The sequence below is a fragment of the Opitutaceae bacterium TAV5 genome, assembly GCA_000242935.3.
Lineage (GTDB): Bacteria > Verrucomicrobiota > Verrucomicrobiia > Opitutales > Opitutaceae > Geminisphaera.
In genome coordinates, this window is sequence record CP007053.1 from 1,696,719 (window position 1) to 1,722,928 (window position 26,210).

The following is a 26,210-nucleotide window of genomic DNA, read 5'->3' on the forward strand; positions in this document are numbered from 1 at the left end:
GACTCAAACTCAAAACTTTGCTTTAAAGATCATCCATGGGAAACACGACCGGAAACGGGAAACGGCTTCTGCTGACGCCGGGAGCGTGGGAAGAATGCCACATACGGGTGGTGCGGATTTATCAGGGGATGCCGTTGCTTGACGGGCGTAACATGGAGTGTTCGCCGGAGCATCTTACCGCGTGGCTCCTGCACGCAGGAAGTGTCGTGGTGGGGACGGCGCGTGCGTCGTTTCGGGCGGTGGCGGGCGACTGGCTGTTTTTGCCCAACGGGTATCGAAAGCAGCGTTTTTCCAGGGATGCGGATCTGACGTCGTTGATGTTCCGGTTGTGCTGGCAGGATGGGCGGCCGTTGATCGATCTGCGACCGGGGCTGCTGGTGCGCGGCGAAGAGGCGTCGGGAATGGACAAGACATTGCCGGCGCTGGCGCGGTTGCTCGCTCCGTTGCCGGACCGGGCCTGGTTCAGGCGAGGCGGGGGATGCGATTTCGAGGTGTTCCTGACGACGAAGAACTGGTTTTCAGGCTGGCTGGCGGAAGCATTCAGGGTGTGGCGCGCGCGGATGCCCGACCTGGAAGCAGCGCATCCGGCGGATCCGCGGGTGGACGCAGCGCGCCGATGGATTGAAGCCCGGTCGATGGAGGAGGAGGTGGATATGCGCGAGGCCGCGAAAGTGGCAGGGGTGAGTTTCGTCCACCTGAACCGGCTTTTCATGAGGCATCACCACCAGACGGCACATGAGTTTCTTCGGTATCTGAGAATTCGTTACGCGAGGAGGCGGTTGCTGGATCCGGCGATACAGATCAAGGCCGTGGCGCACGAAATGGGGTTCCGGGATCTGTCAACATTTTCGATCTGGTTCCGTCGCGCGGAACAGATTTCACCGCGCGAGTATCGCCGACGGCTGGGGTGGGGTTCGCCGAGGGGCGGTGAGGCGGCGTGAGAGCACGACCATCGTATCACTGTTCCCGGTACCAACGGGGGTCGGTTTCGGGAATGAGGTCCTTGATGTTGGAGACGTGGCCATCGACAAAGAGGTAGTTGGCGGAGTTGCCGGGATGGCGCAACGATGTGATGTTGATGTCGGGCCGGAAGATATCGCTGTTGATGTCCATTTCCACGACAAGAAAGGTGCGGGCAGGTTCGGGGACGGCCTGGTGATAGTCCCAGGTTTTGGCGCCGGCAGCGAAGGCCTTGTCGATGCTGGCGTTGTAGCCATAGGGATTTTTGCGCCCGTCGCCGCCGGGGAGAGGGTTGTAGGTGTGATCGGGGCAAAGGAGCACGCCGTCGGAGCCGGGCCTGGGAGCGCTGCCCATGGTGTGGATGCCCAGGTAGGGACCGAGGATGAAGCGCCAGGAAGGGGTGGCGGGGCTGGAGGAGTAGCGGGGGGGAAATCTGCCTTTGTTCTCCCCGGCATAGGCGGTGAGGCCGATCCCGACCTGGCGGAGGTTGGATACGCATTGCGCGGAGCGCGCGCGCTGGCGGATGGTGCCGGTCACCGGGATGATGAGGGCGGCGAGAATCCCGATGATGGCGATGACGGTCAGCAGTTCGACCAGCGTGAAGGCGCTCCGGAGCATGCGGGGGCGAGCGGAGGATGGCGGGGGGAAAGCGAGCGAGGTTGTCATTTGTGTGTACGACGGGACCGAATGAAGAGGCCGATGGTCAAGGTGCCAAGCGCAAGGAACAGGGTCGCGGTGCACGGTTCGGGGATGCTGGTCCGGGTGAGGATGAGGTCGATGGCTCCTGAATTGTTGACGAATTGTCCGGCCCAGCCGGCGTTGCGGATCGTCCATCCGCTAACGTCGGTGTCGGCGGTGAGCCCGGTAACGATGCCGGTGTAAAGGCCGGCCTGCGCGCCGAGGTCGGTGACGAGAAAGGACTGGCCGGCGTCGAACAGCCATACGCCCCCCTGACGGGCAAGCGTGGAATGTTCGCCAGCCTCTCCGAGCGCGAGGGCGATGATGGAGCCGGAGGCGAGGGTGAGATCGCTGTCGATGGCCAAGGTTTCACCGGGACTGCCTGTACCGGCTATCAGGATACCGTTTTGCTGAACGTGGACGGCACGGTTGATAAGGCCACTGCCGCCGAGGCGGGCGTCGGCCGCGACGGTGATCGCCGCGCCGGCGGAAGCGAAAGCGGCGTTTATGAGAAGCACGCCTTCGCTGACGGTGGTGGCGCCGGCATAGGTGCTGCCTGTACCGGTGAAAATGACGGTGCCTGCGCCGGTTTTGGTGACGGCATCGGTGGCTCCGGTGGTGGTGCCGGTGAGGAGATTGCCCGAAAAGGTAACGGTGCCTCCGGCGACGGCCATGAGGTGCAGGGCCCGACCGGCTGCACCCGCGTCGCCAAGGGTGATGTCACCGGAAAAGACGGAGGCGTCGGCGGTGTTGCCTCCGAGCGTCACGCGACCTGCGCCGGTCGTGCTTTTGATCTGGATGGTGCGGCCAATCTCATGGGCACCGTCGACAAGGAGAGCGGAGTCCCGGACGCCGGTGGGGTTGCCGAGTTCAACGGCGCGCGTGGATTGGCCGAGCGCTCCGGCGGCGTTGTCGGGGGCATTGCTTTTGACGACAAGGGTGCCTTCGCGCACGGAGACCTGTCGGCTGAAGGTGTTGTTGCCGGAAAGCGTGGCGATGCCGGTAAAGCCGGCATCAAGAACGATCGCACCGGTGGTCGCACCGTTGCCGCTGATGACCCCGGAGAGGTTTACGTTGCCTGCGCCGGCGAGAACGATGCGGTTGCTGGAAAGCGCAATGTTGCCGGTGATATCCAGGGTACCGGCCTGGGCGTTGATGTAGTGGGAGCTGTTGGCAGCGGTAGCGCCGAGGATGAGGTTGGCCTGGATTGTTTGCGTGGCCGTGGTGTCATTGAAAATCGCAGCACCGGTTCCTGATGCGGTTGACTGGAGCGTGATCGACGCACCGGTTGCGGCGGCAAGAGTAATCGCGGGAGTGGCGTCGGCGCCGGTGAATGAAAGCCTGTTGATGCTCCAGGGCACATCCACGCGGGCGCTGGCAGATGAGGCGGGCGTGGTGGCATCGAAACGAATGTCGGCAGTGCCGTCGTTGGCCGGGGTGAGGTTGCCTTCCCAGTTGGCGGATGTGGACCAGTCGCTGTTGCCACCGGCGCCTGTCCATGTCCGGGCAGAAGCGCAGGGTGCCACTACGAGGGGGGCGATGATGCTGGCCAGGACGAAGAGACCGGAAACTGCGATACTGGCGGAGTGTCGCGAGGAGGGCATCGGGATTTGGGAAGACCGGTGGATGGTGTTCATGGGCGGTTTGTATGAGGTGATTTCCGCGCCTCCGTCCAAATGTCAGTCGCCGGGGAAACAGGTTAATCGGGGAGGCTGGAGTCAGGAGCTCAATTTGCCTGCAAGAACACAGGTAACAACACGAATGGATTTACGTTCCGAAACAAAACTTTGATTTTAATAACATGCGGCGATAGTCCGTTCATTCTCCTTCGCCATGCTTTCCGGTTGTTACGACCACCCGGTCCAAATGGACGGGGCCAGATCATTGCAGGGTGATTTCAAGGAAAACCGCATGGGGTAGGAAAACGCATGGGGTCAGAATCAACAAATTCATTATCATACTGTTACATTTCCAGCGGGGGACGCGACGAGGCGAAGCTCGCTCGACATTTCCTGACCGATTCTCTTCCTGAAAATCAGCAAACAACGGCCTGACCCCATTCGCCTGCCCGACCCCATTCGCCTGCCCCGACCCCGTTCGCCTGTCCCTCGAAAACTTTCGGCCCGTGGCCCCAAACCAGGGGATCGGCATGCAGAGTTAGAGTGCTATTTCTGGTCTTTTCTCATCAGTATGTTGGATATCAGGACTTTATGCGACGCATACGATCGCGCCGCAGGGGAGTAGGTAATGGCCTCCCCCACGGTCCGTTCTCAGGACAGCGTCGCATTTACCAGGTCAATACAACCCCAACACCCGCCACCAGGCCAGGCCCACCCCCATAAAAATCACCTGATTGATTACGCTGATGACAAATCCGGTTCGCCACCAGACGTTGGTGGGCACGTACCCGGCGCCGAACAGGATCGGGCCGCGCGCGTGGGTATATTGGGTCAGCGAGCAGTAGAAGCTGCTGGTAAAGGCCAGCATAAAGGCCATTGGTACCGCCGGGATGCCCAACTGAAGGCCGACTGCCAGGAATACCGCATACAGTGCGGCGATCTGCGCGTTGCCGCTGGCGAAAAAGTAATGGGTGTACATATAGGCGGCGTTTAGCAGCAGCAGCACCCATATCCAATGGGTGCCGGCCATCAAGTGGCCGATATTCGAGCCGATGACATTGCCGAACCAGGTGGTGAAGCCCAGGTCTTTCAGTTTGTTGGCCATCATCAGCAACGCGGCGAACCACACCAGGGTGTCCCAGGCGCCCTTTTCGCTTTTGATATCTTCCCAGGTCAATACGCCGGTCAGCAATAAGAACGACAGGCCGACAAACGATGCGGTGGTGGGATCGACGCCCAGGAATGAGCCAAAAATCCACAGCACCAGCAGCAGCAATACCGTGACCACCATCAGCCACTCCGATGTGCTCAGCGGACCCATTTTCGTCAGTTCGGCGTCGGCGAACTTAGGCGCGTCCGGGGTCTTTTTTATCTCCGGTCGCACCAGGAAATAAACACAGGGCGGCACCACGATAAGCGACACCAGGCAGGGAAGCAGCGCGGCGAGAAACCATCCGAACCAGGAGAGGTGGACGCCGACGTCGGCCGCCAGCTTCACCGCCAACAGGTTGCCGGTATAGGCGGTCATAAACAGCGCGGAGGTAATATCATTGACGTTGCCGATACAGACAATCAGGAAGGTGCCGATTTTACTGCGGGAAGCGTTATCGGGATGGGAATCAAAGCTGCGCGCCAGGGAATCGGCGATAGGGTAAATCACCCCGCCGCAGCGCGCGGTATTGCTCGGCATCGCCGGCGCCAGCAGCAAATCGGCGAACGCCAGGCCATACACCAGGCCGAGGGTGCGCTTTCCCAGCAGCCGGATCAGCATCAGCGCCAGCCGGCGCCCAAGGCCGGTTTTGATAAAACCGCGCGCTATCATAAAGGCCACGACGATAAGCCAAATCAGCGAACTGTTAAGTTCGCTGAGCGCGGTGACAATGGCGCCGTCGGCGGTCTTGTCACCGGCGGCATAGGTCAACGCAAAAATCGTGATGCTGATAATGCCTATGGCGCCAATGGGCAAGATGTTAGCCACAATGGCGATAATGGTGGCGACGAATATTACCGCTGAATGCCAGGCATGAATACTTAGCCCGGTGGGCGGGCCAAGCCGCCACAGCACCAAGCCAACCGTCAAAATAACCAGCAGCGGCAGCCAGCTCAGACCATAGGATGTTTTGATTTTCACCGGACCATTCCTTTGGTTAACGTTAGGGCTATGTCCCCGTCATACTTCACGTTGAAGGTGCATTGGCAATACTCGGCTCATTCATGAGCCTCGCCCCTTTGGGGCCGCTGCAACTCGAATTATTTAGGGTAGCCGATCCAGAGGGTCAGAAGCCGATCCAGAGGGTCAGGCCGTTGTTTGTTGATTTTTGAGTAGTTTGATGTGTCAGGTGATAGAACCTATCAATTCATTATAAGACTTTTACGTTCCCAACGGGGACATGATGAGGCGAAGTTCGCTCGACATTTCCTGACCGATTCTCTTCCTGAAAATCAGCAAACAACGGCCTGACCCCGTTCGCCTCTGTCGGGCGTGAGCCGGATGGAAATCTGGCGCCGGTCGAGAGGGTCGCGCTCGCGGCTGACCAGCCCCGACATCTCGAGCCGGGAGAGAGCTTCGGTGACCGTGGGCGGCCACATGGAAGCGAGGCTGGCGATACGCGTCGGATTCAGCGGCTGCCTGTCGCCATGCGCCGCCAGCACGGCCAGCAGCCTGAAGCCGCACTCGGTCAGTTGCTGGCGCAAGAGGCAATGCCGGAGAAAGGAGCGGATTTTCTGGGCAGAGACGAGCAGCGCGAGCAACGAGCGGCAGCGAAGTTTGCCGGCCCCCGAGCGCGCGGGGAGATGTTGGCCAAGGGCTTGCTGGAACGGATCGGTGGCAGGAATCATGGCAGAATCCGGAGTCGGTTGCGGATGTGAGTGAAAAGACGGTGTGCGCCGGTGAGACGGCTCGTTGGTGGCAGGCCCGCAGATTATCATCGAACCCGTCCGGACGGAATTACTTTGATCCTTGCATCTTGTTCGGTTCTTCCGAACAGATGAGAAAATGGAATTGCGACATCTCCGGTACTTCATCGCGGTGGCCGAGGAGCTGAATTTCCGCCGGGCGGCCGACAGGCTTCACGTCTCGCCTCCGACGCTCAGCGAACAGATCAGGGATCTGGAAGACGCCCTCGGTTCCCGCCTGCTGGAGCGCGACACCGCGCGCGTGCGACTCACCGGCCCGGGAGAAGTGGCGCTGGAAAGAGCGCGACGGGTGCTTGAAGCGACGGAGTCGCTGACGACGGCCACTCGCGAGGCGGCCGGGGGCAAACGCGGGGTGCTGCGTATCGGCAACACCTCGAAAATAGGTCACATGTTCCTGCCCGCCTGCCTGAACCTGTTTCGGGAAAAATATCCGGAGGTCGAGATTGTCCTGGCCGAAACCGGCATGGCCGAGCAGGAAATCTCGCGAAACAACGGCAACATCCAGCTCGCGTTCAGGATCACCAAGGGGACGGACGAACTGACCATGCCGGGGATACGGCAACTGGTCGTGTACCGCCAGCCCCTGGGCATGATCTCGAACTCGAGCCACCGGCTGGCCCGATGCCGGCGGGTCTCGCTCGACGATGTGTTCGGCGAACGGCTGCTTGCGATCGAGCTACCGGGAAACCCAAGCCATGCGAAATCCCTCACGGAAATTTTCCACGCCCGCGGATTCCGGAAATTTTCCATGCAAAAAGTGAACAGTTACGAGGCGTTCATCGCCCTGATCGCCGGCGGTCAGGGCGTATCCCTGGTCCCCAAAGGCACTCATCGGATTGCCTCGCACAATCTGGCGTGGAGGCCGCTCAGGGAAGATGGGGACGATCTGGTCACGCGCATGGCCGCCATCTGGCACGAGAAGGAGAATTCCCCGCTCGTCGCCAATTTCATATCTGTCATAAAGGATTGGATGCATGATCAGAATGTCCGGTCGGACAGACGCCGCAAGCGGACCGGACGGGCAGGCACAAACAGACAAGGTCGGGTTGTTGTTCGCTGATTGCGGGGCGGTTCCATTCGCCGAGTGGACAAGTTGATCAATCCGGAATCAGCCTGTCGTATTACCGGGGGAGACGGATCAGGCCAACCCGGATCAGATCCCCGGTCCAGATCTCCCTCCCGAAAATCAACCGGCAACGGCCTGGCCTCCCCGTCCGCTTGTCCCCGGTCATGGCTCCGGTTCGGCCACGCGTACCTCGCGCGTGGCGGTGAAGGTCCGCCCCGCCGGATCGATGGCGCGGACTTCCAACGCATGCACGCCCGCCGGGAGATCGGCGGGCAGGTAGCCTCTCCACAGGTGATGGCAGATCACCGGATCGGGCAGGCGCGGCTCGGCCGGGACGGCCGGCGTCTCGTTCTGCGCGAGAAAAAGCTGCGCGTAGGCGGGGTCCCACGCGAGCACGCGGAGCAGCGGCCGCCAGTCCCGCCCGCCTGCCCGCGCTTCGACCGTCCATCCGTCGTGCCCGTTAAAGACGTTGGCGTAAAACGAGACATAACCGGCGCCCCGCCGGGCCACGGCGGGCGCGTGCAGGCCGATCTGGCTCTCCGCCGGCCGGCGCGCCGGGCGGTAGTCGGCGCGCACCTCGACGCCGTCGAACGTCAGCTCGGCGTAGCCGGGCGGGGTGCCGTCCCACATCGTGGCCAGCGGCAGGCCCCCGGCATCGAGCGGCCCCGTCCAGAAAGAGCCGCCGGCGGCGGCCACGTTGTATTCATGGAGTGGATTCGCACCCTTCCATCCGTCGGCCGGACCGTAGAACACGTGCCGCTGGTAATGGGTGTGCCCCGAAAGCCACAAATGGTGCGGGCGGTCTTCCAGCAGCGCAAAGAGCCGGGCGCGGTCGGCGGAGCGAAACGTTTCGGACCGGGACGGGTCCGGATAAAACCAGGGGATGTGCATCATCAGCACGACGAGTTCGTCGCGCGGGGTGGCGCGCAGCAGGTTTTCGAGGAAGAGAAACTGATCCTCGCGCAGGCCGCCGATGACGCGGGGGCCGCCTTGCGGACGGACGTTGTCGAGCGCGACAAAGAGCGCGCGCCCGTAGTGGAAGGCGTAGGTCGCCGGCCCGTACGTCGCCTCGAAGGTCCGGGTCGAGGCGCGCCCGGCATCGCCGGCACCGGGGTCGAGATCGTGGTTGCCGTTGATGTTGTACCAGGGAATGCCCACGCGGCCCATGACCTCGTTGACCGGCCCGAAAAGCTCGGGGCGGTCGTTGACGATGTCGCCCAGCGTCACGCCGAAGGCAAAGTCCCGCGCGCCCTCCAGCCCGGCCACGAGCGAGCGCGCCAGGTAATCGACCTGCCGGAGCGAATCGACCTGCGGATCGGCGAAAACGAGCGCGCGGAAGGCGTCGGGTTCCTCGCGGCGCGTGAGCGGGAAATCGATCCCGCCGTCGGCGGCGGCCGCGCGACGGTGGAAGCGGGGCAGGTTGCGGGCATCGACGGGCGGACGCCAGTGGCGAGGCTTGATGACAAAAACCGTCGCCTCGGCGCCGGCGGCGGCCGGCTCCACGGTCAGTTCGTAGCGTCCGTCGTCGCCCGTGAGCGCGACCGTCACGCCGTCGGATACGCCCACGCCGGCCAGTCCGGGTTCGCCGGCGTCGCGCAGGCCGTTGGCGTTGCGATCGTCGAACACCACGCCGCCGACCCGGAACGACGCCGCGCCGGCCGGCGCAGCCAGGCAGCACAACGCGAGAAACCCGGGCCAGCATGACGGAAGCATGGCCGGGAAGAAGCACATCCCGGGCCGGTCAATTCGAGGCAATCACAGGGGGGCTGGAACCGGAACATCCTCTCGTTATCTTCTGTTCAATGCTCCGGTTTTGGCTCTGCCCGACCCGTGGTTTCACGTGCGGTCTGTCTGAGGTTATTCGTCGGTCACGCGTTCCGTGCTGCGGAGGTAGCGCACGTATTCGGAATCGGCGCCGAGCATGAGCGTGGTTTTCTCCCCCAGCGAGCGGCTGTAGCTTTCCAGGGTGCGGAAGAACGCAAAAAACTCCGGGTCCGTGCTGAAGGCTTCATTGTAAATGCGCGTGGCCTCGGCGTCGGCTTCGCCGCGGATCAGTTCGCCCCGGCGTTGCGCCTCGGAGCGCACCTGCGCGAGCAGGCGCTGGGTGTCGCCATCGATCTCGGCGGCACGGCCCTGGCCTTCGGAGCGGAATTGTTCCGCGATGCGCTGGCGCTCGGCGATCATGCGCTCGAACACCCGCTGCTGCACCGCCTCGACGTAGTCCACACGCTTGATGCGGATGTCGACCAGCTCAATGCCATATTCCGGCACCAGCTCCTGCGCTTTTTTGAGAATGGAGCGCACGATCTCCTCACGACCGGTGGACACCTTTTGCAGGAGAGTCTCCTCGTCGTCCTTGCCGGCCTGGGCGCGCTTGAGATCCTCCTTGGAAACCTCCCAGTCCCTGGACCGGACAATCTCGATGAGGTCGCTGGAGGAGATGTGGTCGCGCACGACAGAGTCGAGAATGTCGTTGAGCCGCATCGTCGCGCCGTGCTCGTTTTGCACGCGTTGCAGGAAGAGCAGCGGGTCGGCAATGCGCCAGCGGGCGGTGGTGTCCACGGAGATGAACTGTTCGCCGCGGGTCGGGATCTGGTTGGGATCGCCGCGCCAGGAGATCAGGCGCTTGTCGAAGCGGCGCACTTCCTGGACGAAGGGTTTCTTGAAATAGAGGCCGGGCCGGGTGACCGGGTCGCCCACGGGGGCGCCGAGTTGCACGACGATGGCCTGCTCGGATTCGTCGAGGGTGTAAACCGAGGCAAAGAGGACGATGACGGCGAGGAGCGCGACAAGCCCGAGTGGAATGAGCAAGGTGGTGGTGCGGTTCATCGTTTGGAGGCGGCGGGCTGGACGGGTCGGGGGAGGGCGGTCTCGCGAGTGAGGTTGAGCAGGGGTACGGGCGGCGTGTGGCCTTCCTGCATGATGTAGATCTGGCCGGCGCGAGGCAGGACGTTGTCGATCATTTCGAGATAGAGCCGGCGGCGGGTGATGTCCGGCGCCTGTTTGTATTCGGCGAGGATGGAGGTGAAGCGGCCGGCTTCGCCGCGGGCGCGGTTGACGCGCTCGGCCCGGTAGCCCTCGGCTTCGGCGATGATCTGGCGGGCTTCGCCCTCGGCGCGCGGGATGACCTGGTTGCGGCGTTTCTCCGCCTCGCTGATCAGGCGTTCGCGCTCCTGCTCGGCCTGGTTGACCTCGTTGAAGGCGGGCTTGACGAGCTCGGGCGGGGTGACGTCCTGCAACTCGATCGTGGTGATCTGCACGCCGATATCGAAGCTGTCGAGGAGCGCCTGCAATTCGACGCGGGCGGCGGCGGAGACCTGGACGCGTTTTTCGGTGAGCACGTCGCTGCCGAGGCTGTTGCCCACGATGCGGCGCATGACGGCTTCGGAGTTGTCGCGCAGGGTGGCGCGGGGATCGCGGGCGCGGTGGAGGAACTTGTCGGCATCGCTGATGCGGTACTGGACGACCCACTCGACATCGATGACCTTGAGGTCGCCGGTGAGCATGAGCGACTCGACGCGATGCACTTGGTCCTTGCGATAGTGGGTGCGGGCGTCGGTGCCGACCGAGCGGAAGCCGAACTCCTCCTTGAGGACGCGGGCGGTCGGGACGGGTTGGACGCGGTCGATGCCGAAGGGGAGCTTGAAGTGAATGCCCGGCTGGTTGATCGCGATGACGCGGCCGAAGCGTTTGACGACCGCTTCCTCCTCGGGCTGCACGATGTAGTAGCCGGTGAGTCCGGCGACCAGCAGGACGAGGATGACAGGAACGATGAAGAGTCGTCGTCCGTATCTTTGCACGAAGTCGAGCAGCGGATTGTCGCTGCCCTCCGAGGCCGGGTAAGGTCGGTTTGCCATCAAATGAATATTTCCTGAGCAGAAGGTTAACGTGTGGAACGGAAGCGCACCTTCGGGCAAGCGCGCCGCCCCTCCAAGCTTAACCGGCCCGGATCCGGACGATTTTTTCGAGCGGGCTCCCGGGGACAGGCCGGAATGCGGATGCGTCTGGATTGAATCCTGGCCGGCCATTGGCAGGAAGCGCCTCCGGGGCAGCGAAGCCTGTGTTCTCCCGATCTTGCACACGGGTCTCCAGGATCGCCCGGTTTTGCATTCGGGTTTTTTGGCCGTGGCAAGCTGGCGGATTGAGTTGCAGGACTATCCCAAACCGGACTGCCTGTCACTTTACACATGAGCACTGAAGACCCAGTATCCAGTCAACCCTGCCGGCCTGATCGCCTGCCGCTGGAAAAGCTCGACTGGGGAGAACTGGTCGGCCCGCTGGGCAAAGCCAATCGTGCCATCGCTCATTACGATGGCGTACTCCGCAATGTGCCCAATCCTGCGGTGCTACTCTCTCCGCTTACAGCCAACGAAGCAGTGCTGTCCTCAAAAATTGAAGGGACACAGGCCACCTTGCAGGAAGTATTGGAATTCGAAAGCGGTGAAGAAACCAAAGAACCGGCGCTGCGAGCCGATATTTTCGAGATCATCAACTACCGCAAGGCACTCCATGCTGCCCGTGAATTTCTGAAAGAAAAACCACTCCATCTGGGCACGTTGCTCAAGGCTCATGGCATCCTCCTGGACAGTGTGCGAGGCCACAACAAGGCCCGAGGGCAATTCCGCACGATACAGAACTGGATCGGCCGCCAAGGCACCCATCTCGGGCAGGCCCGTTTCATTCCACCCAGCCCGATGGATCTCGCCGATGCGCTCACCAACTTTGAAAATTATCTTCATTATGAGGAGCGTGATCCCATAGCCCAGCTTGGCATCATCCATGCCCAGTTCGAAATCTTGCATCCTTTTCTTGATGGTAATGGCCGCGTCGGCCGCATGCTTGTACCCCTGTTCCTCTTCGAGAAGAAGGTGCTGGGCAGTCCCATGTTTTACCTCAGCTCCTACCTGGAAGCACGTCGGCAAGACTATTGTGACCGCCTGCTTGGCATCACTGCCCGAGGAGACTGGAATGGCTGGCTGCTGTTTTTTCTGGAAGCAGTGCGAGCCCAGGCCGAAGCCAATGCCCGGCAAGCCAGAGATATCCTGGCTCTGTACGATCGCCTGCTGGCCAGATTGCCTTCCCTGACTCACAGTCAGTTTTCCGCGGCGGCGCTCGATGCCGTCTTCATGGCCCCCGTCTTCCGACAGGCAGATTTTGTCACGCGCTCCCGCATTCCGAAGGCTTCAGCCGCTCGCATTGTGGGCATTTTGCTCGAAAATGGCATCCTGGAGACGCTTCGCCCCGGAGCCGGACGCCGTTCCGCTATCCTGCGTTTTCCCGAGTTGCTGAATATCGTGAACCGCCAGCAGTTTGACTCCGTAGGCTGAGTTTGCGTCTCATCCGTGAGTCGTTCCTGTTTTTGTGTCTCAAAAATACAGATCCATGAGACACAAACTAAAAACGTCTCACTGGTGAGACGTTTTTCCTGCTTTGGATCAAAAATCGCTCTTTTGGATCCAATTGGAGCATTCGCAAAAGTTACTCCTTTATTTCTGGCAGGTTACGATCACTTGTCGGCGCAAAGTCATGCACAGGCAGCTCACATCCCTGCATGCAATTGCATTTTTCATTACCCTCCTGCCTGTTCCTGGACTGGCGAGCTGGAGACGGTTGCCCTGCTGGCTGGTGGTGAAAACCTGGGAGGGGAAATCAGATTTTTCAAAAATCAACGAATACAGCCTGACTCCTTACGACTTTCTCCATAGCGACCGGATTTCCAGCTCTCGCCGATGGCGGATGAATCACTCGGCAGGCAGGAGGCGGACGATGCGGCCGGGGACGCGGGGGAGCTCCAGCGAAATGTAAAGCTCGCCGGCAGGTCCCGTCGCAATATCCCGGATACGGCCGAGGTTCTTGAACACCAGCTCCTCGTGCACGATCTTGTCACCCCGGATTTCGTACCGGTGGAGTTCCTGCTGCGCGAGCGAGCCGAGGAAGAGGTTGCCTTTCCACATCGGGAAGGCGTCGCCGGTGTAGAAGTGGATCGGGCTCACGGCGATGGAGGGCGTCCAGTATTTCACAGGCTGCTCCATGCCCTCCTTCGCGGTGAGCGGGGAAACGGGCGTGCCGTCGTAATTGACTCCATAGGTGATGACAGGCCAGCCGTAGTTGGCTCCGCGGCGGACGTAGTTGAGTTCGTCGCCGCCGCGCGGGCCGTGCTCGGTGGACCAGAGGCCGCCGTCGGCCGGATTGCGGGCGAGGCCCTGCGGGTTGCGGTGTCCGTAGCTCCAGATGGAGGGGTAGGCTCCGGGTGTGTGCACGAAAGGATTGTCGGGCGGCACGCGGCCGTCGTGCCAGGTCCGGTGCACTTTGCCGTTGGGAAGCGCGAGGTCCTGGGCCTGCCCGGTCGCGCCGTGCTCGCCCACGGTAAAGAACATGTAGTCTCCCTCGAAGACGATGCGGCTGCCGAAATTCACGCTGCGGTCGGTGTAGCTGGAGCGGGGCGCGGCGAAGACGGGTTCCTCGTCCGTCCAGCGTCCGTCGCGGATGCGGCCGCGCACGATTTTGGTCATGCCGGTGTCGTTGTCGCCGGGGTCGCTCAGGGTGAGGTAGATCCAGCCGTTGTGCGCATAATCGGGATGCGGGACCACGGCCATGAGTCCGCCTTCGTCGCGCACCCAGACGCGCGGGATGCCGGTGATTTCCACGGGACTGGCGGTGGCGGCGGTGGCTCCGGGCGGGAGCTGGTAGAGCTTGCCGGTGCGCTCGGTGAAGAGCAGGCGTCCGTCGGGCAGGAAGGCGATGCCCCACGGGACGTCGCGGCCCTCGGCGACGGATTCGAAGCGCCACGCGTGACGCTCGCTGTGCTGCACGCCCTCCGGGAGGGCGGACGCCCGCTGCGGCACGGGATCGACGGAGCGGCGGGCCGTCTCGCGGATGAGCACGACGAGGCCGAGAACCTCGGCCTCGTTGAGCGTGGCCGCGAAACCCGGCATGCCGGAGCGGGGCAGCCCGTCGCGGATGACGGCGGCGATCGCGGCGTCGTCGCTGCCGTCCACGTATTTCCAGTGATCATCGAGGAGGGAATCGGTCTTGTTGCCCCGGAGGTCCTCGCCGTGACAGTTGGCGCAGAGCTGCGCGTAGAGCCGGGTAACGTCGCGGCCTTTGGAAAGGGTGAAGGGGGGAATCGTGTCCGGCGGCGTGGCATCGGCCCGGACTGCGGGCAACAGGGCGGCGCAAAAAAACAGAAAAGGCAGGGCGATAACGGACGCGAGGAGGCGGCGCCGGGCTGGCGGGATCGTCATGGTCGGTTGAATCATCACGGGTCAGGTGAAAGTCCACGCTTAACCGGGTTGCCCGAAATCGCCAGCAGGCGGGGGAGTTTGCCGCCGCCGGTCGGGCCGGCGGCACAGGGGGGCGGGGGGGGCGAAAAATCCCCGGCCTTGTGCTCATATCTCACGGCGACCCGAAGCCGTGGCGGCGGGCGTTGGCCACCAGATCGGCCACGTTGGTGGCGCCCAGTTTCCCCATGATGTTCGCGCGGTGAAAATCCACCGTGCGCTGGCTCAGCCCGATCAGTTCGCCGATCTCCCGGCTCGTTCGCCCGGCCAGCACATGCATCAGCACCTCCTGCTCGCGCCGCGACAGGATCTTGCCCACCGCCTCCGCCTTCGCTCCCTCGCGCGCCAGCGTCTCGCCGAATCGCGCCGAATAAAACCTCCGCCCGTCCGCCACCGCATCGAGCGCCTCGGCCAGCAATTCCGGCTCCGCATCCTTTTCGACATAGCCTTCCACGCCGCTCTCGCGCACCCGCGTCAGCGCCAGCGGATCGACCAGCGACGACAGCACCAGCGCCCGCACCTGCGGCCTCGACTGCCGCGCCGCCCGCACGAACTCGAGGCCGTCCATGCCCGTCAGATGCAGATCCACCAGCAGGACATCCGGCCGCGTCGAGGCGACCAGTGGCACCGCCTCCTCGCCCGATCCGGCCGCGCCCGCCAGTTCGAACCGCGGACGGCCCGCCAGCCATTTGACGAGGAACGCGCGAAACATCGTCAGATCCTCGACGACAAGCACGCGCACCCGGCGCGGGGCTCCGGAAGCGGAAAGAGGTCCCGCCGTCATGCTCCGTCCTCCGTTTTCGCCGCCGGCAGCGTGAAGTCGAACCGGGTGCCCTCCCCCGCCCCTGTCTTCACTTCGAGGCGGATGCCGAGGGCCCGGCCGATCTCCACGCACAACCGCAGCCCCAGTCCGCCCTCCGCCAGCCCGCTGCCGGGCGTGTCGCCGGACAACCGCGCCGCCACGGCGGGCGGCAGCCCCGGACCGTCGTCGGCCACGGTCAGCCGCACACCGCCGGCCACGGACGCCGCGCTTACTTCCACGCGGGCCCGCGCGAAACGCAGGGCGTTGGACACCAGGTTGCGCACAAGCGTCTGCGCCAGCACCAGATCGGTGGTCACGCACAAATCCGCCGGCACGGCGACCGCCACCGCGATCCCGCGTTGCACGGCCACCGGTCGCAGCAAGGCAACCACCGGCCCCACGAAAGCCTCCGCCGGATACCGGCCCGGATGGATCGTGCCCGCGCGCAGGCGCGCCCACAACACCAGGTCTTCGATGAGCAGCAGCACCCGCCGGCCGGCCTGCGCCGCCTCGTATGCAAAATCAGGATACACGGACGGCGCCACCGCGGCCTGCTCCGCGCTCTGCGTCAATGCCGTGAGCGGACCGCGCAGATCGTGGCCGATCACCGCGATCATCCGGTCCTTGTCCTGACCGGCCTCCCGCAACTCGCGCGTGCGCTCGCGCACCTCCACCTCGAGTTCGTCGGCATAAGCCTCCTGGATGGCGCGCCGCTGTTCCGTTTCCTCCACGAGCTGTTCCTGGGCCTCGGTCCTCTCACGCTGGATGCGCGCGAAGCGGTCGGCCACCGCCAGCGACAGCAGCAGCATCTCCAGCGCCGAGCCCGCGAGCAGTCCCATGACCGCCCGCTTCTGCGTGTCCGCCTCCAGCCAGGACACCGCGGCGGGCAGCGCGCCCGCGAACAGGAACCCGAACGCCAGCACAAAATACCGCGCCTGCCCCGCGCCCGCCCGCCACGCCGCCACCGCGATGACCAGCAGGCAGGCATGCACGGCCACGACCGCCGGCACCGTCCAGTGCAGCCAGCCCGTGCCCTGCATCCAGGGAAAAGCCAGCCCGCCCAGCAGGAGCACGGCCAGCGCGCCCTGCAGCCAGCGGGTGATTGTCTCCGCCACCGGCACGCGCCGCTTCAGTTCGAGGAACATCCGCGCAAACTGCAGCAGGAACAGGCCGCTCGCCGCCAGCGCCACCGTCGCGATCACCTCGGTCCACGGCGACCCCGCGCCGACGCCCAGGAGCCCGAACCCGCCGTTCGCTACAAAGTTGAACGTCGCCACCGATCCCAGATAACCCGCGTAACACCCCGTATCCGGAAACCGCAGCCGCAGCCACAGGACGGCGTTGTAAAACAGCAGCGCGGCCAGCCCGCCGTAATAGATCCCCTCCGCCAGCACATCGCGCACCAGCGCGGCCGTGAACGCCCCTTCCTCCGGCCACCACACCGCGCGCAGCCACACCGCAAAAAAATCCTCCGCCCGCAGATAAACCGTCCGCTCTCCCCGCGCCGGCACCTCGACCGCGAAGGCGGCCATGCGGCCCCACCGCGGCTTCTCCCGCGACGCAAGCCCCTCGCCCGACACCTCGTGCCGCCATCCGCCGCCGGCCTCCTCCCGTTCCCAGAGCTCCACGCGGTCCGAAAAATACTCCGAATCCGCCAGCACGCCGCGCGCCGGCTGCGGCCCGGGATTGCGCAACGTCACGCGCACCCACACCGCATCGCCGCGCCCGGCGTGGATGTAGCCCCGGCCCGGCCATGCGCTCCACGCGCTCGCGGGCGCCGCCGCCGCCTCGTCGATCGACAGCCGCCGCCCCGCATCGGGCAGCGTCTCCACGGTCGAGCCGGTGGCCGCGTCCGGCAGCCTCCGCATCCCCGCATGGTTGCCCGCCAGCCCGAACATCAGGCCGCCCACAGCCAGCGCCGCCAAGCCCAGCACCCCCGCGAGGGGCAGCCAGGAGAGGATCGACGCGGGTTTCATGCCCCCACGCTCCACCGCCCCCGGCCCCCCGCGCAAGCTCCCTGTTTCCGCCAAACCCGGTATAAATGACAGGTTTCACCGGTTGCCGGATGCGGACGCGGAAACGCCATTCTTGTGCCATGCCCGCACCCATGAACTCCTCTCCGACCCCCGCCTCGCCTTTTTCCGGACCAAAATCCTGCGCCGGCCGGCCGGCGGGAAATACCTTCCCCGGTCTCCTCCCGTGCCTGCCCCGGCTGGCCGCCGGGCTCCTGCTCGCCATCTCCGCCTCTGCCTCCGGCGACGTGATCCACTGGACAGGCGGCGACGGCACGTGGGACACCACGGAGCTGGCCTGGACCCCCGACCCCGCCCTCTCCCCGCCCTTCCAGACATGGAGCAACCCGGCCTTCGACACCGCCGTGTTTTCCGGCCCGGCCGGCACGGTCACGCTCGGCGAAGCCATCTCCGCAGGATCGCTCACGTTCGCCACCGATGGCTACACGATCACGGGCAACACGCTCACGCTCGCCGGTATCGGCTCCGTCGATACCGGTGACGGCACGCAGACCCTGGCCTCCATCCTCGCCGGAGCCGCCACCAGCTTCACGAAAACCGGCTCGGGCACCCTCATCCTCACCGCTGCCAATACCTGGACCGGCGCCACCCTCGTCAACGGAGGTACTCTCGCCGTGAGCGGCAGCGGAGCCTCCATCGGCGTGGCGGGCGCGTCGGCCTCGACCCTGAGCGTCGGCTCGACGGCCGACAGCTCGCTCACCATCGAGAACGGCGCGGTGGTCCAAAACACCACCGCCACGCTCGGCGGCGCCTCCGGCACGACCGGCAGCGTCACCGTCGATGGCGCGGGCTCCGCCTGGAACATCACCCATACGAGCGGCACCACCCTGTCCATCGCCTCCGGCGGCAGCGGCTCCCTCACCGTCTCCAACGGCGGCGCGGTCACGCTCGCCCGCCCTGCCGTGTTCGCACCGGCGGCGGGCCGGACGGCGGACTTTCTCGTGACCGGCGCCAGCTCCACCTTCACGACGACCAGCACCCTGAATTTCGGCAACGGCGCCGCCGCGGGCGCGACGACGGCCACCATCAGCGCCGGCGGAAAAGTGAACAGCAGTTCCGGCAACATCGGCGCCAGCAGCGGGCTCGGCACCGCCAACGTCACCATCACCGGCGCGGGATCGAGCTGGACCACCACGAACGTGGTCGCCGTGGATGGCACCGGATCGCTCTCGATCCTGGACGGCGGCACGATGACCGTCGGCAACCTGTTCGGCATCGGCGGCAACACGGGCACGACCAGCCGGGTGACCGTCGGCGGCGATTCCGCCACCCTCAACGTCACCAGCGCCGCGATCGTCGTCGGTGATTCCGGGCGCGGCACCCTCGAAATCAACGACGGCGGCACGGTCAACGCCGGTTTCACTCTCCGCATTGGCAACGACGACGCCGCAGTGGGCATCGTGAATCAAAACGGCGGCACGGTCACGGTCACGCGCTACATCCACTTCTTCAAGGGCACGGCGGAATATCATCTGCTCGGCGGCACGCTTGTCGTCGGCGACGCCTTCGGCGCGGGCATCGTCACGCCCTCGGCGGCCAGCTACCTCTTCGAACTCGGCGGCGGCACGCTGCAGGTGCTCGGCAACAACCGGAGCAGCCTCACCGTCTATGCCGATATCACCTTGAAGGCCGGCACGACCAGCACGCTCTCCACCCCTGGCGGCGCCGGCCAGATCATGTACATGGAGGGTGTGATCCGCGGCCCGGGCGGTCTGATCAAAACCGGCCCGGGGGCGCTCTATCTCGACGGGATAAACTCCTTTACCGGCGGCCTCACCATCGCGGAGGGCATCGTCAATCCCCTGCCCGGCAGCCTCGGCGCCGGCTCCCTCGGTTTTTCGGGCAACTCCACCCTGCAAATCGACTATACGGACACCGCCTTTGCCGGCAACGTTGCCATCGACCCGGGCGTCACCGGCACAATCGAGGTCGCCAACGGACGCACCCTCACGCTTTCAGGCGCCATCACCGGCTCCGGCGCCCTTCGCAAGACCTCCTCCGGCACCCTTGCCCTTGCCGGCGTCAACGACTTCACCGGCGGCCTCACCGTCAGCGGCGGCGTGCTCCGCTTCTCCGGTCTCGCCAGCCTCGGTTCCGGCCCGCTCACGCTCTCCGGCGGCGAACTGCGCTGGGACGCCAACAATACCGCCGACGTTACCGCCGGCGGCCGCGTGCTCGCCATCGGTTCCGGCGGTTCCACCTTCAATACCAACGGCAACGACGTCACCCTTTCCGGCGACATCACCGGTACCGGAGCCTTCGCCAAATCCGGCGCCGGCACCCTCACCCTCTCCGGCAACAACACCTGGGCCGGAGCCACCACGACCCTCAATGCCGGCACGCTCGTCCTCGCCAGCGCCGCCGCGCTTCCCTCCACCGGAACGCTCGTCCTCAATGGCGGCACGCTGACCAGCACCACCGCGCGCACCCTCGGCAACACCGTCACCCTCTCCGCCAATTCCACCCTCGGCGGCGCAGCGGACCTCACCTTCAACGGCAACCTCACGAACTCCGGCGGCAACCGGACCCTGACCATCAACAACGCAGGCCTGACCACGTTCGGCACGATCAACCTCTCGGAGAACAACACCGGACGCACGCTCACGCTTGCCGGCACGGGCGACATCCTCGTCACTGGCGCGATCCGAAACCGGGACGGCGCCAATACGACCGCCAGCAATCTCGTGAAATCCGGCGCCGGCACGCTCACCCTCTCCGGCGCGAACACCTGGACCGGCTCCACCTCCGTCAACGCCGGCACGCTCCTCGTCAACGGCTCCCTCGCCAGCACCGCCGTGACCGTCGCCGACGGCGCCACCCTCGGCGGCAGCGGCAGTATCGGCGGTTTGACTACGATCCGGTCCGGCGCGCACCTCGCCCCCGGCAACAGCCCCGGCACGCTCACCTTCACCGCCGGCCTCGCTCTCCAGTCCGGCGCGATCCTCGACTTCGAGCTCGGCGACGACCGCGACCTGATTCGCATCTCCGGCGGCATCCTCTCCGGCCCCGGCAGCGGCACAATCACCCTCAACCTCGCCGACGCCGGCGGACTCATCGCGGGCACCTGGACCCTCTTCGATTTTTCCGGCGCCACTCTCGCCGATTTCGATGTCTCCGGTTTCGTCTTCGGCAGCACCCCCGCCGGATACGACTATGCCCTCGCCCTCAGTGGCAGCGCCCTCCGGCTCACCGTCACCGCCATCCCCGAGCCCGCCGCCGTCGCCGCCCTCCTCGCCACCGCCACGCTTGCCCTCGCCGTCGTGCGTCGCCGCAAGAGTCACCTGCCCCAGGCTCGGGTCGGGGCCTAGTCTGCGGTTTTCCCGGCTGTTTCGCCGGGCCGGCGATCCGGCGCAGCCGGCGGCGGCAGGCCCCAGCGTTTCACATCCGGCAGGCCGGCGTAGAGCACGCGGTGATACAGCCGGCGCGGCAGCCAGCGGCGCAGGTAATCGAAGATCAGCGCATCCGGCGTGGCCCGCACGCGCAGCCGCGGGTGGCGGGCGCGGATCGTGCGCACGGTCGCCGCCGCCACGTGATCGGGCGTGGCCCAGGTGCGGCGCATGAGGCGGGCGATCATGCCCGACATGGCGTCATAATGACGATGATACGGATCGGCCGGATCCTCCTGCGCCCGCCGGCTTGCGCGGGTATAACGCGTATGCGTGAAGGAATCCGAATGGATGAATCCCGGCTCCACCAGCGAGACGCCGATGCCCCAGGGCCGCGCCTCGTACCAGAGCGCCTCGCACGCGCCCTCGATGGCGAACTTCGACGCGCTGTAGGCTGCCATCGTCGGCATCGCCATCATGCCGCCCACGCTCGACACCGTGAGGATGCGGCCCCGGCGGCGCTCGCGCATGCCGGGCAGCACGCGCCGGATCAGGTCGAGCGGCCCGCGAAAATTCACCGCCATCACGTCATCGAAGTCGGCATCCGCGATGTGCTCGACCACCGCCCGCGTGGCGATGCCGGCGTTGTTGACCAGGATTTCCACCCCGCCCCAGCACGCCTCCACCGCGGCGACCGCAGCGGCGCGGCTCGCGGGGCTGGCCACGTCGAGCGCCAGCAGGCGAATGCGCGGGCTCTCCACGATGCCGGCCGCGGCGAAGCGTTCCAGAGAGCTCGTCCGGGCCGTGAGCGCGAGCCGGTAACGCGTTTCCCGGATCAACCGCCTTGCCAGCGCCAGCCCCAGACCGGTGCTCGCTCCGGTCACGAGCAAAACTGCATCGTCAGGCAGGGGTTCGCCGCAGGGTCTCATGGCAGGGAAGTATAGGCGAAAGTCGCGGCCGGGCAAGGGCACCGCGTCCGGCAAGGCTCACGCGGGCCGTTGCAGATGGTCCCACGCGGCCTGCGCATCGAGGCGTTCCGGATCGCGGGGGCGCACGAAAGGGAGTTCGCCGAGGCCGTCGCAATCGCGGTGCGCGCCGGTGAACAACGGCCAGATGCCGAAACCGAGGGCGCGCGGTTTCGCGGGGCGGGCGCCGCTGCTGCCGCCGGCGGCAGCCGGGGCTCCCGCGGCCCCCGGGGGGGGGCCGGCATGCCATGCAAACGCCAGTTCGAGCACCGCGCGCGCGCCGACAGCGGTTTCGAGCGCGGACGAAAAGACCACATCCTCGCGCGCGACGCCGGCGGCGGCGAGCTGCGCGAGCACACCGGCGGGATCGCCGAGGAGCGCGGGTTTGATCACCCAGATGCCGGGCCAGCCGAGCGAGAGCCAGCGGGCGGCGTCCGTCGCGCCGACGAGGGATTCGTCGAGCGCGAGCGGCGTGGGGTAATCGCCGGCGAGGCCGAGGAGGAGATCGTCGGCTCCGCGCGCGGCCGGGGAGACGGGTTGCTCGATGAATTCGACAGGGCGGTCGGCGGCGCGTTCGAGCCAGCGCCCGGCGGTGCGGTGATCCCACGCGCCGTTGGCGTCGAGACGCAGACGGGCGCCGTCGGGGAGAGCAGCGATCACGTCGTCGAGGAGGGCGAGTTCGTCGGCGGCATCCCCGGCGCCGACTTTCCACTTGAAGGTGCGGAAACCGAGCTCCGCTTTCGGCGCGATTTGCGTCAGCGCGAGGCGCCCCGCCGGAAGCAGGGCGGCGACGGGGAGAGCGGACGGGGCCGGATGCGGAACGGAGAGCGGAGACGCGGAAGCGGGTTCGGTGAGGCCGCACGCCGCATTCCGCACTCCGCATTTTGCGCGGGCGGAGTGGAGGGCGAAGTGCGTGCAGGCGTAGCGGGCAGGAAGGGCGTCGAGCGTTGCGTCGTTCACCCGGTCGCCGAGTTCGCGCAGCAGGGCTTCGGCTTCGTCCACGGTTTCCGTTCCGAACCAGGGGATCGGCGCGATTTCGCCGAAACCGGTACGCGGCCGGCTGCCGGGATCATCCGCATGGCCGGCGGGCGGCTCACTCATGTCGGTCAACCGGACAAGCAGCCCTTCGCGTTCGCTCCACAGGCCATGCGCGGTGCGCAGCGGCACACGAAAGGGAAGGCGGTAACGGCTGTATTCGAGTTTCAGTGACATCGGGAAAAACGGCTTTATGCAACCCCTCCGTTCATGCTCATGGTCGCGGGTTGGCCAGGCCGCAACCGACAGAATTTGAACAGAAGACCGGTCACGATCCGGGCGGGAGATCCGCGTTGCGGTTCGACATGACCGGGATCGGCGGGAGGGCGCGGCTTTCGGGAAAACAGATGCGGCTCACCGCTTCGTCGAAGTCCTGTGCGCCGCGGATGATGTCGATTTCCAGCCGCAGGTAGTAGATCGGCACGGCGCAGGGCAGATCCTCCGGGATGCGCACGGCATCCTTTTCCGTGGTGATGATGCAGCCGACCTTCAATTCGAGGGCCTTGACAAAGAGAGACACAAAATCCTCCGGACTGAACCGGTAGTGGTCGAGGAAACGTCGGGTGAACTCGATCTTCGCACCGAGGTCGCGGAGGAATTTTTCAAAACTTTCCGGTACGGCGATGCCGCTGAACGCCCCGACGCGGCGGTCGCGCAGCCACGAGAGCGGGTGGCGTTCGTCGCTGCCGAGGCGTTGCAGGTACTGCGGGCGGTGGGCGCATTCGATGATTTCGGCGTCGGGGTTGTGGGTGTTGATGAGGTCCTCGAGTTCGGGATCGCGCTGGCCGTTGGACTTGGTGAGGAAGACGTAACTGGCGCGTTTCAGGTGTTTGATCGGTTCGCGCAGGATGCCGCGAGGCAGGAGGTGGCCGTTGCCGAAAGGGTTCGTCTTGTCGACGAGAAGGAGGTTGAGCCGGCCCTTGAGCGGCAGGTACTGGAAACCGTCGTCGAGGATGAGAGTGTCGCATCCGAATTTTTTGATGGCCCAGGCGCCGGCCTTGACGCGGTTTTTGTCCACGAGGACGACGACGCCGGGGAGGTTGCGGGCGAGCATGTAGGGCTCGTCGCCGGCCTGCAGGCTGTCGAGGAGCACCTGTTGTCCGTCGCTGACAATGCGCGGCGGGGGCTCGGAGGTGTGGGTGATCCAGTACCAGGCTTTTTTCCAGAGCGGGGGGGCCTTGCTTTTGTAGCCGCGCGAGAGGATGGCGACGCGACGGCCGCGGTCGCGGAGGGCGCGGGCGAATTTTTCCACGACGGGCGTCTTGCCGGTGCCGCCGACGGTGAGATTGCCCACGACGACGACGAGGCAGCCGAGCGGCTGGTCATGGAAGATCCGCTTGCGGTACAGCCAGTAACGCATCTGGACGATGCCGCTGAACAGGTACGAGAGCGTCTGGAGAAACGCAGCGTAGAGGGCGGCGCCCACGCCCGAGCGCCGTCCGAAGATCACGTCGATCGTGAACTGCTCGAAGGCGGTGGCTTTGCGTGTGATCCAGGAGGGCATCGAACGACAGGACTAATCCGGTGTGTGAATGTGGCAACATTTGCCGCAGGGTCGGGGCAAGATCGATGGCCGCGAAAGGGAGTGATGTCAGTGCCCTCCTCCCCCCCCGCAGTCTGCCTTTCTGCGGCGAAGCCGCCCTGGAGTGCGGCAGTCCTCTGCCGCTTTCCACTCCAAAAAAGCGGCAGAGGACTGCCGCACTCCAAGGCTGGCTTCGCCAGCGGCTGACATCGCTTTGAGTCGCCCCCGAACCCGGGATCGCCAGGGTTTCGCAGGCATTCCCGGATTTTTATACATGTAGAATCATGGCGGCATTGCGAGGGGGCCGGAGGTGGTGTTTTTTGCGGCACTCTCATGTTTCCCCTGTGCTTTCGCTGTTTCTTCCTGCTGCCGCTTGCCGGCTGCTTCGCGCCTCACGCGGTTTCTGCGGCTGAAGTCATGCCCTGGCGCTCCTCGCTTTATCCGGATGACTGGACGCCGGCGTGGCGCGATGCGGAGGGGCGGTTTCTCCACGATTTTTCCTACGCCGGCTATCGCCACGGCGAGGCCCCGTTGCCGGAACGAACGGACAACATCATCGACGCGACGCAGCCTCCGTATGAGGCGGATGCCTCCGGGGTGAACGATGCCACGGCGGCGATCCAGGCTGCGCTCGACGCGGCGGGGCGAAACGGCGGCGGCGGCGTGGTGTTCCTGCCGGCGGGCACGTACCGCGTGGCCCCGCCGGAAGGGGCCACGGCGGCGCTGCGCATCCGGGATTCGCATGTGATGCTGCGCGGAGCAGGCGCGGGGCGGACGTTCGTTTTCAACGACACGACGGCGATGCGCGGCAAGCGCGTCATCGAAGTGGCACCGCGCACGGCGGCGTCGTGGGCGGCGGAGGGGAAGGTGGTGGCGGGCGCGCCGCTCACGGCCGACCTGCCGGAGCCGTCGCTGCGTGTGCCGGTGGCGGATGTGTCGGGGTTCGCGGTCGGCGAGCCGGTCGTCGTGCGCAACGACCTGACGGAGCATTTTATCGGGCTGGTGGAGATGGACGGCCGCCACGGCGGGAAATGGACGCCGGCGCAATCGCCCAACCGCACGCTGGCGTATTACCGGCGTATTCTGGAGATAAATACGGAGGCGGGCGCGCTCGTGCTGGACGTGCCGGTGCGCGGATGGCTGTTCACGGCGGACAATGCCCGCGTTGTGCGAGTGTCCGACGCGATGCTGACGGAGGTCGGGGTGGAGGATCTTTCCATCGGCATGCGGCAGCATCCGGGCGAAGGGCTTGCGGAGAACGACTGGCAGAGGGAGGGCACGGTCGGTTACGACGCGCACGGATCGGTGGCGTTGCAGGTTTCGTTTGTCGGGAACGGGTGGATACGCCGCGTAAATTCGTGGTCGCCGCCGGGCAACGATCCGTCGGTGCACGTGCTTTCCAACGGGATCAGGCTGTGGCGTTCGCGACTGGTAACGGTGGCGGAGTGCGACTGGCGTTTCCCGCAATACCGGGGCGGCGGCGGCAACGGCTACCTCTACACGCACAACGGGCAGGACAACCTGATCCGCGACTGCCGGGCAGAGGGAGCGCGGCACAATTACGATTTCGGGACGATGATCGCCAGCGGCAACGTGATCCTGGACTGCGTGGCGAAGGACGGGGAACTGGCGTCGGATTTCCACATGTTTCTCTCGCTCGCCAACCTGCTCGACAACGTGACGTGCGACGGCGATTCGCTGGAGGCGCGGGCGTTCCGGCCGTGGGGCGGGAATCCGGTGCACGGGGTGACGACGACGCAGTCGGTTTTCTGGCGGAGCAACGGGCTGCGTTATCCGCCGAAGCGGCCGATGCTGGTGCAGTCGCACCAGGTGGGCGAAGGTTACGTGATCGGCACGCGCGGCCCGGCGGCGCGGGTGGATTCGAGCGATTTTGTGGAGGGCGAGGGAAAGGGCGACGGGCTCACGCCCCGCTCGCTTTACCTCGACCAGCTGGGCAGGCGGCTGAAGGACCGAGCCGGGCGATAACGACAGTAGATGACAAGCCTGA

18 protein-coding genes are annotated in these 26,210 nt (G+C 65.3%); 5 read left to right on the top strand and 13 right to left on the bottom strand.

Annotated features, from left to right (window positions below; all coding sequences use genetic code 11):
* The first annotated feature begins 35 nt into the window (after nucleotides 1-35).
* Nucleotides 36-941: an AraC family transcriptional regulator gene (locus OPIT5_07695; GenBank protein ID AHF90123.1), complete on the top strand. Its 906-nt coding sequence runs from the start codon at nucleotides 36-38 to the stop codon at nucleotides 939-941.
* 16 nt (nucleotides 942-957) lie between these two features.
* Here the strand turns inward: OPIT5_07695 and OPIT5_07700 are convergent, their stop codons facing one another.
* From OPIT5_07700 to OPIT5_07715, 4 genes are all read right to left on the bottom strand, one after another.
* Nucleotides 958-1,626, bottom strand: a complete 669-nt coding sequence (locus tag OPIT5_07700; GenBank protein ID AHF90124.1) for a hypothetical protein — start codon at nucleotides 1,624-1,626, stop codon at nucleotides 958-960.
* Nucleotides 1,623-3,242 (bottom strand): autotransporter, encoded by a 1,620-nt coding sequence (locus tag OPIT5_07705; GenBank protein AHF90125.1) that lies wholly within the window; start codon nucleotides 3,240-3,242, stop codon nucleotides 1,623-1,625. Before OPIT5_07705 ends, OPIT5_07700 begins: the two co-directional genes overlap by 4 nt.
* Before the next feature lie 691 nt (nucleotides 3,243-3,933).
* Complete coding sequence (locus OPIT5_07710) at nucleotides 3,934-5,388, bottom strand: sodium:sulfate symporter (protein AHF90126.1); 1,455 nt, start codon at nucleotides 5,386-5,388, stop codon at nucleotides 3,934-3,936.
* Nucleotides 5,389-5,699: 311 nt separating this feature from the next.
* Nucleotides 5,700-6,095: a transcriptional regulator gene (locus tag OPIT5_07715; protein ID AHF90127.1), complete on the bottom strand. Its 396-nt coding sequence runs from the start codon at nucleotides 6,093-6,095 to the stop codon at nucleotides 5,700-5,702.
* A 157-nt stretch (nucleotides 6,096-6,252) separates the two neighbouring features.
* On the opposite strand from OPIT5_07715, the gene OPIT5_07720 reads away from it, so the two are divergent.
* Nucleotides 6,253-7,233, top strand: a complete 981-nt coding sequence (locus OPIT5_07720; GenBank protein ID AHF90128.1) for a LysR family transcriptional regulator — start codon at nucleotides 6,253-6,255, stop codon at nucleotides 7,231-7,233.
* Nucleotides 7,234-7,401: 168 nt separating this feature from the next.
* Here OPIT5_07720 and OPIT5_07725 read toward each other — a convergent pair whose 3' ends face one another.
* The 3 genes from OPIT5_07725 to OPIT5_07735 form a co-directional block, all read right to left on the bottom strand.
* Entirely contained in the window at nucleotides 7,402-8,970 is a 1,569-nt protein-coding gene (locus OPIT5_07725; GenBank protein ID AHF90129.1) for a calcineurin phosphoesterase, read from the bottom strand.
* A 126-nt stretch (nucleotides 8,971-9,096) separates the two neighbouring features.
* The gene (locus tag OPIT5_07730; GenBank protein AHF90130.1) at nucleotides 9,097-10,068 is read right to left on the bottom strand and encodes a membrane protein; all 972 of its coding nucleotides are present in this window, start codon (nucleotides 10,066-10,068) and stop codon (nucleotides 9,097-9,099) included.
* Entirely contained in the window at nucleotides 10,065-11,096 is a 1,032-nt protein-coding gene (locus OPIT5_07735; GenBank protein ID AHF90131.1) for a membrane protein, read from the bottom strand. Before OPIT5_07735 ends, OPIT5_07730 begins: the two co-directional genes overlap by 4 nt.
* A 330-nt stretch (nucleotides 11,097-11,426) precedes the next feature.
* On the opposite strand from OPIT5_07735, the gene OPIT5_07740 reads away from it, so the two are divergent.
* Nucleotides 11,427-12,566: a cell filamentation protein Fic gene (locus OPIT5_07740; protein ID AHF90132.1), complete on the top strand. Its 1,140-nt coding sequence runs from the start codon at nucleotides 11,427-11,429 to the stop codon at nucleotides 12,564-12,566.
* A gap of 414 nt (nucleotides 12,567-12,980) precedes the next feature.
* Here OPIT5_07740 and OPIT5_07745 read toward each other — a convergent pair whose 3' ends face one another.
* From OPIT5_07745 to OPIT5_07755, 3 genes are all read right to left on the bottom strand, one after another.
* Nucleotides 12,981-14,498 carry a glucose sorbosone dehydrogenase gene (locus tag OPIT5_07745; GenBank protein ID AHF90133.1) on the bottom strand — a complete coding sequence of 506 codons (1,518 nt, stop codon included), beginning with the start codon at nucleotides 14,496-14,498 and terminating at the stop codon, nucleotides 12,981-12,983.
* Nucleotides 14,499-14,634: 136 nt separating this feature from the next.
* The gene (locus tag OPIT5_07750; GenBank protein AHF90134.1) at nucleotides 14,635-15,303 is read right to left on the bottom strand and encodes a LuxR family transcriptional regulator; all 669 of its coding nucleotides are present in this window, start codon (nucleotides 15,301-15,303) and stop codon (nucleotides 14,635-14,637) included.
* Nucleotides 15,300-17,297 (bottom strand): ATP-binding protein, encoded by a 1,998-nt coding sequence (locus OPIT5_07755; GenBank protein AHF90135.1) that lies wholly within the window; start codon nucleotides 17,295-17,297, stop codon nucleotides 15,300-15,302. The genes OPIT5_07750 and OPIT5_07755 overlap by 4 nt, the downstream gene beginning before the upstream one ends.
* A gap of 131 nt (nucleotides 17,298-17,428) precedes the next feature.
* Here OPIT5_07755 and OPIT5_07760 point away from each other — a divergent pair, with 131 nt between their 5' ends.
* A complete protein-coding gene (locus tag OPIT5_07760; protein AHF90136.1) occupies nucleotides 17,429-20,662 on the top strand; it encodes an autotransporter in 3,234 nt (1,077 codons plus the stop codon).
* Here OPIT5_07760 and OPIT5_07765 read toward each other — a convergent pair.
* From OPIT5_07765 to OPIT5_07775, 3 genes are all read right to left on the bottom strand, one after another.
* Entirely contained in the window at nucleotides 20,659-21,609 is a 951-nt protein-coding gene (locus tag OPIT5_07765; GenBank protein AHF90137.1) for a 3-oxoacyl-ACP reductase, read from the bottom strand. The two genes, OPIT5_07760 and OPIT5_07765, sit on opposite strands and share 4 nt — an antisense overlap.
* A 57-nt stretch (nucleotides 21,610-21,666) precedes the next feature.
* Nucleotides 21,667-22,857, bottom strand: a complete 1,191-nt coding sequence (locus OPIT5_07770; protein ID AHF90138.1) for an O-succinylbenzoic acid synthetase — start codon at nucleotides 22,855-22,857, stop codon at nucleotides 21,667-21,669.
* Nucleotides 22,858-22,948: 91 nt separating this feature from the next.
* Nucleotides 22,949-24,184 carry a tetraacyldisaccharide 4'-kinase gene (locus OPIT5_07775; protein AHF90139.1) on the bottom strand — a complete coding sequence of 412 codons (1,236 nt, stop codon included), beginning with the start codon at nucleotides 24,182-24,184 and terminating at the stop codon, nucleotides 22,949-22,951.
* A 351-nt stretch (nucleotides 24,185-24,535) separates the two neighbouring features.
* On the opposite strand from OPIT5_07775, the gene OPIT5_07780 reads away from it, so the two are divergent.
* A complete protein-coding gene (locus OPIT5_07780; protein AHF90140.1) occupies nucleotides 24,536-26,188 on the top strand; it encodes a hypothetical protein in 1,653 nt (550 codons plus the stop codon).
* The last annotated feature ends 22 nt before the right edge of the window (nucleotides 26,189-26,210 follow it).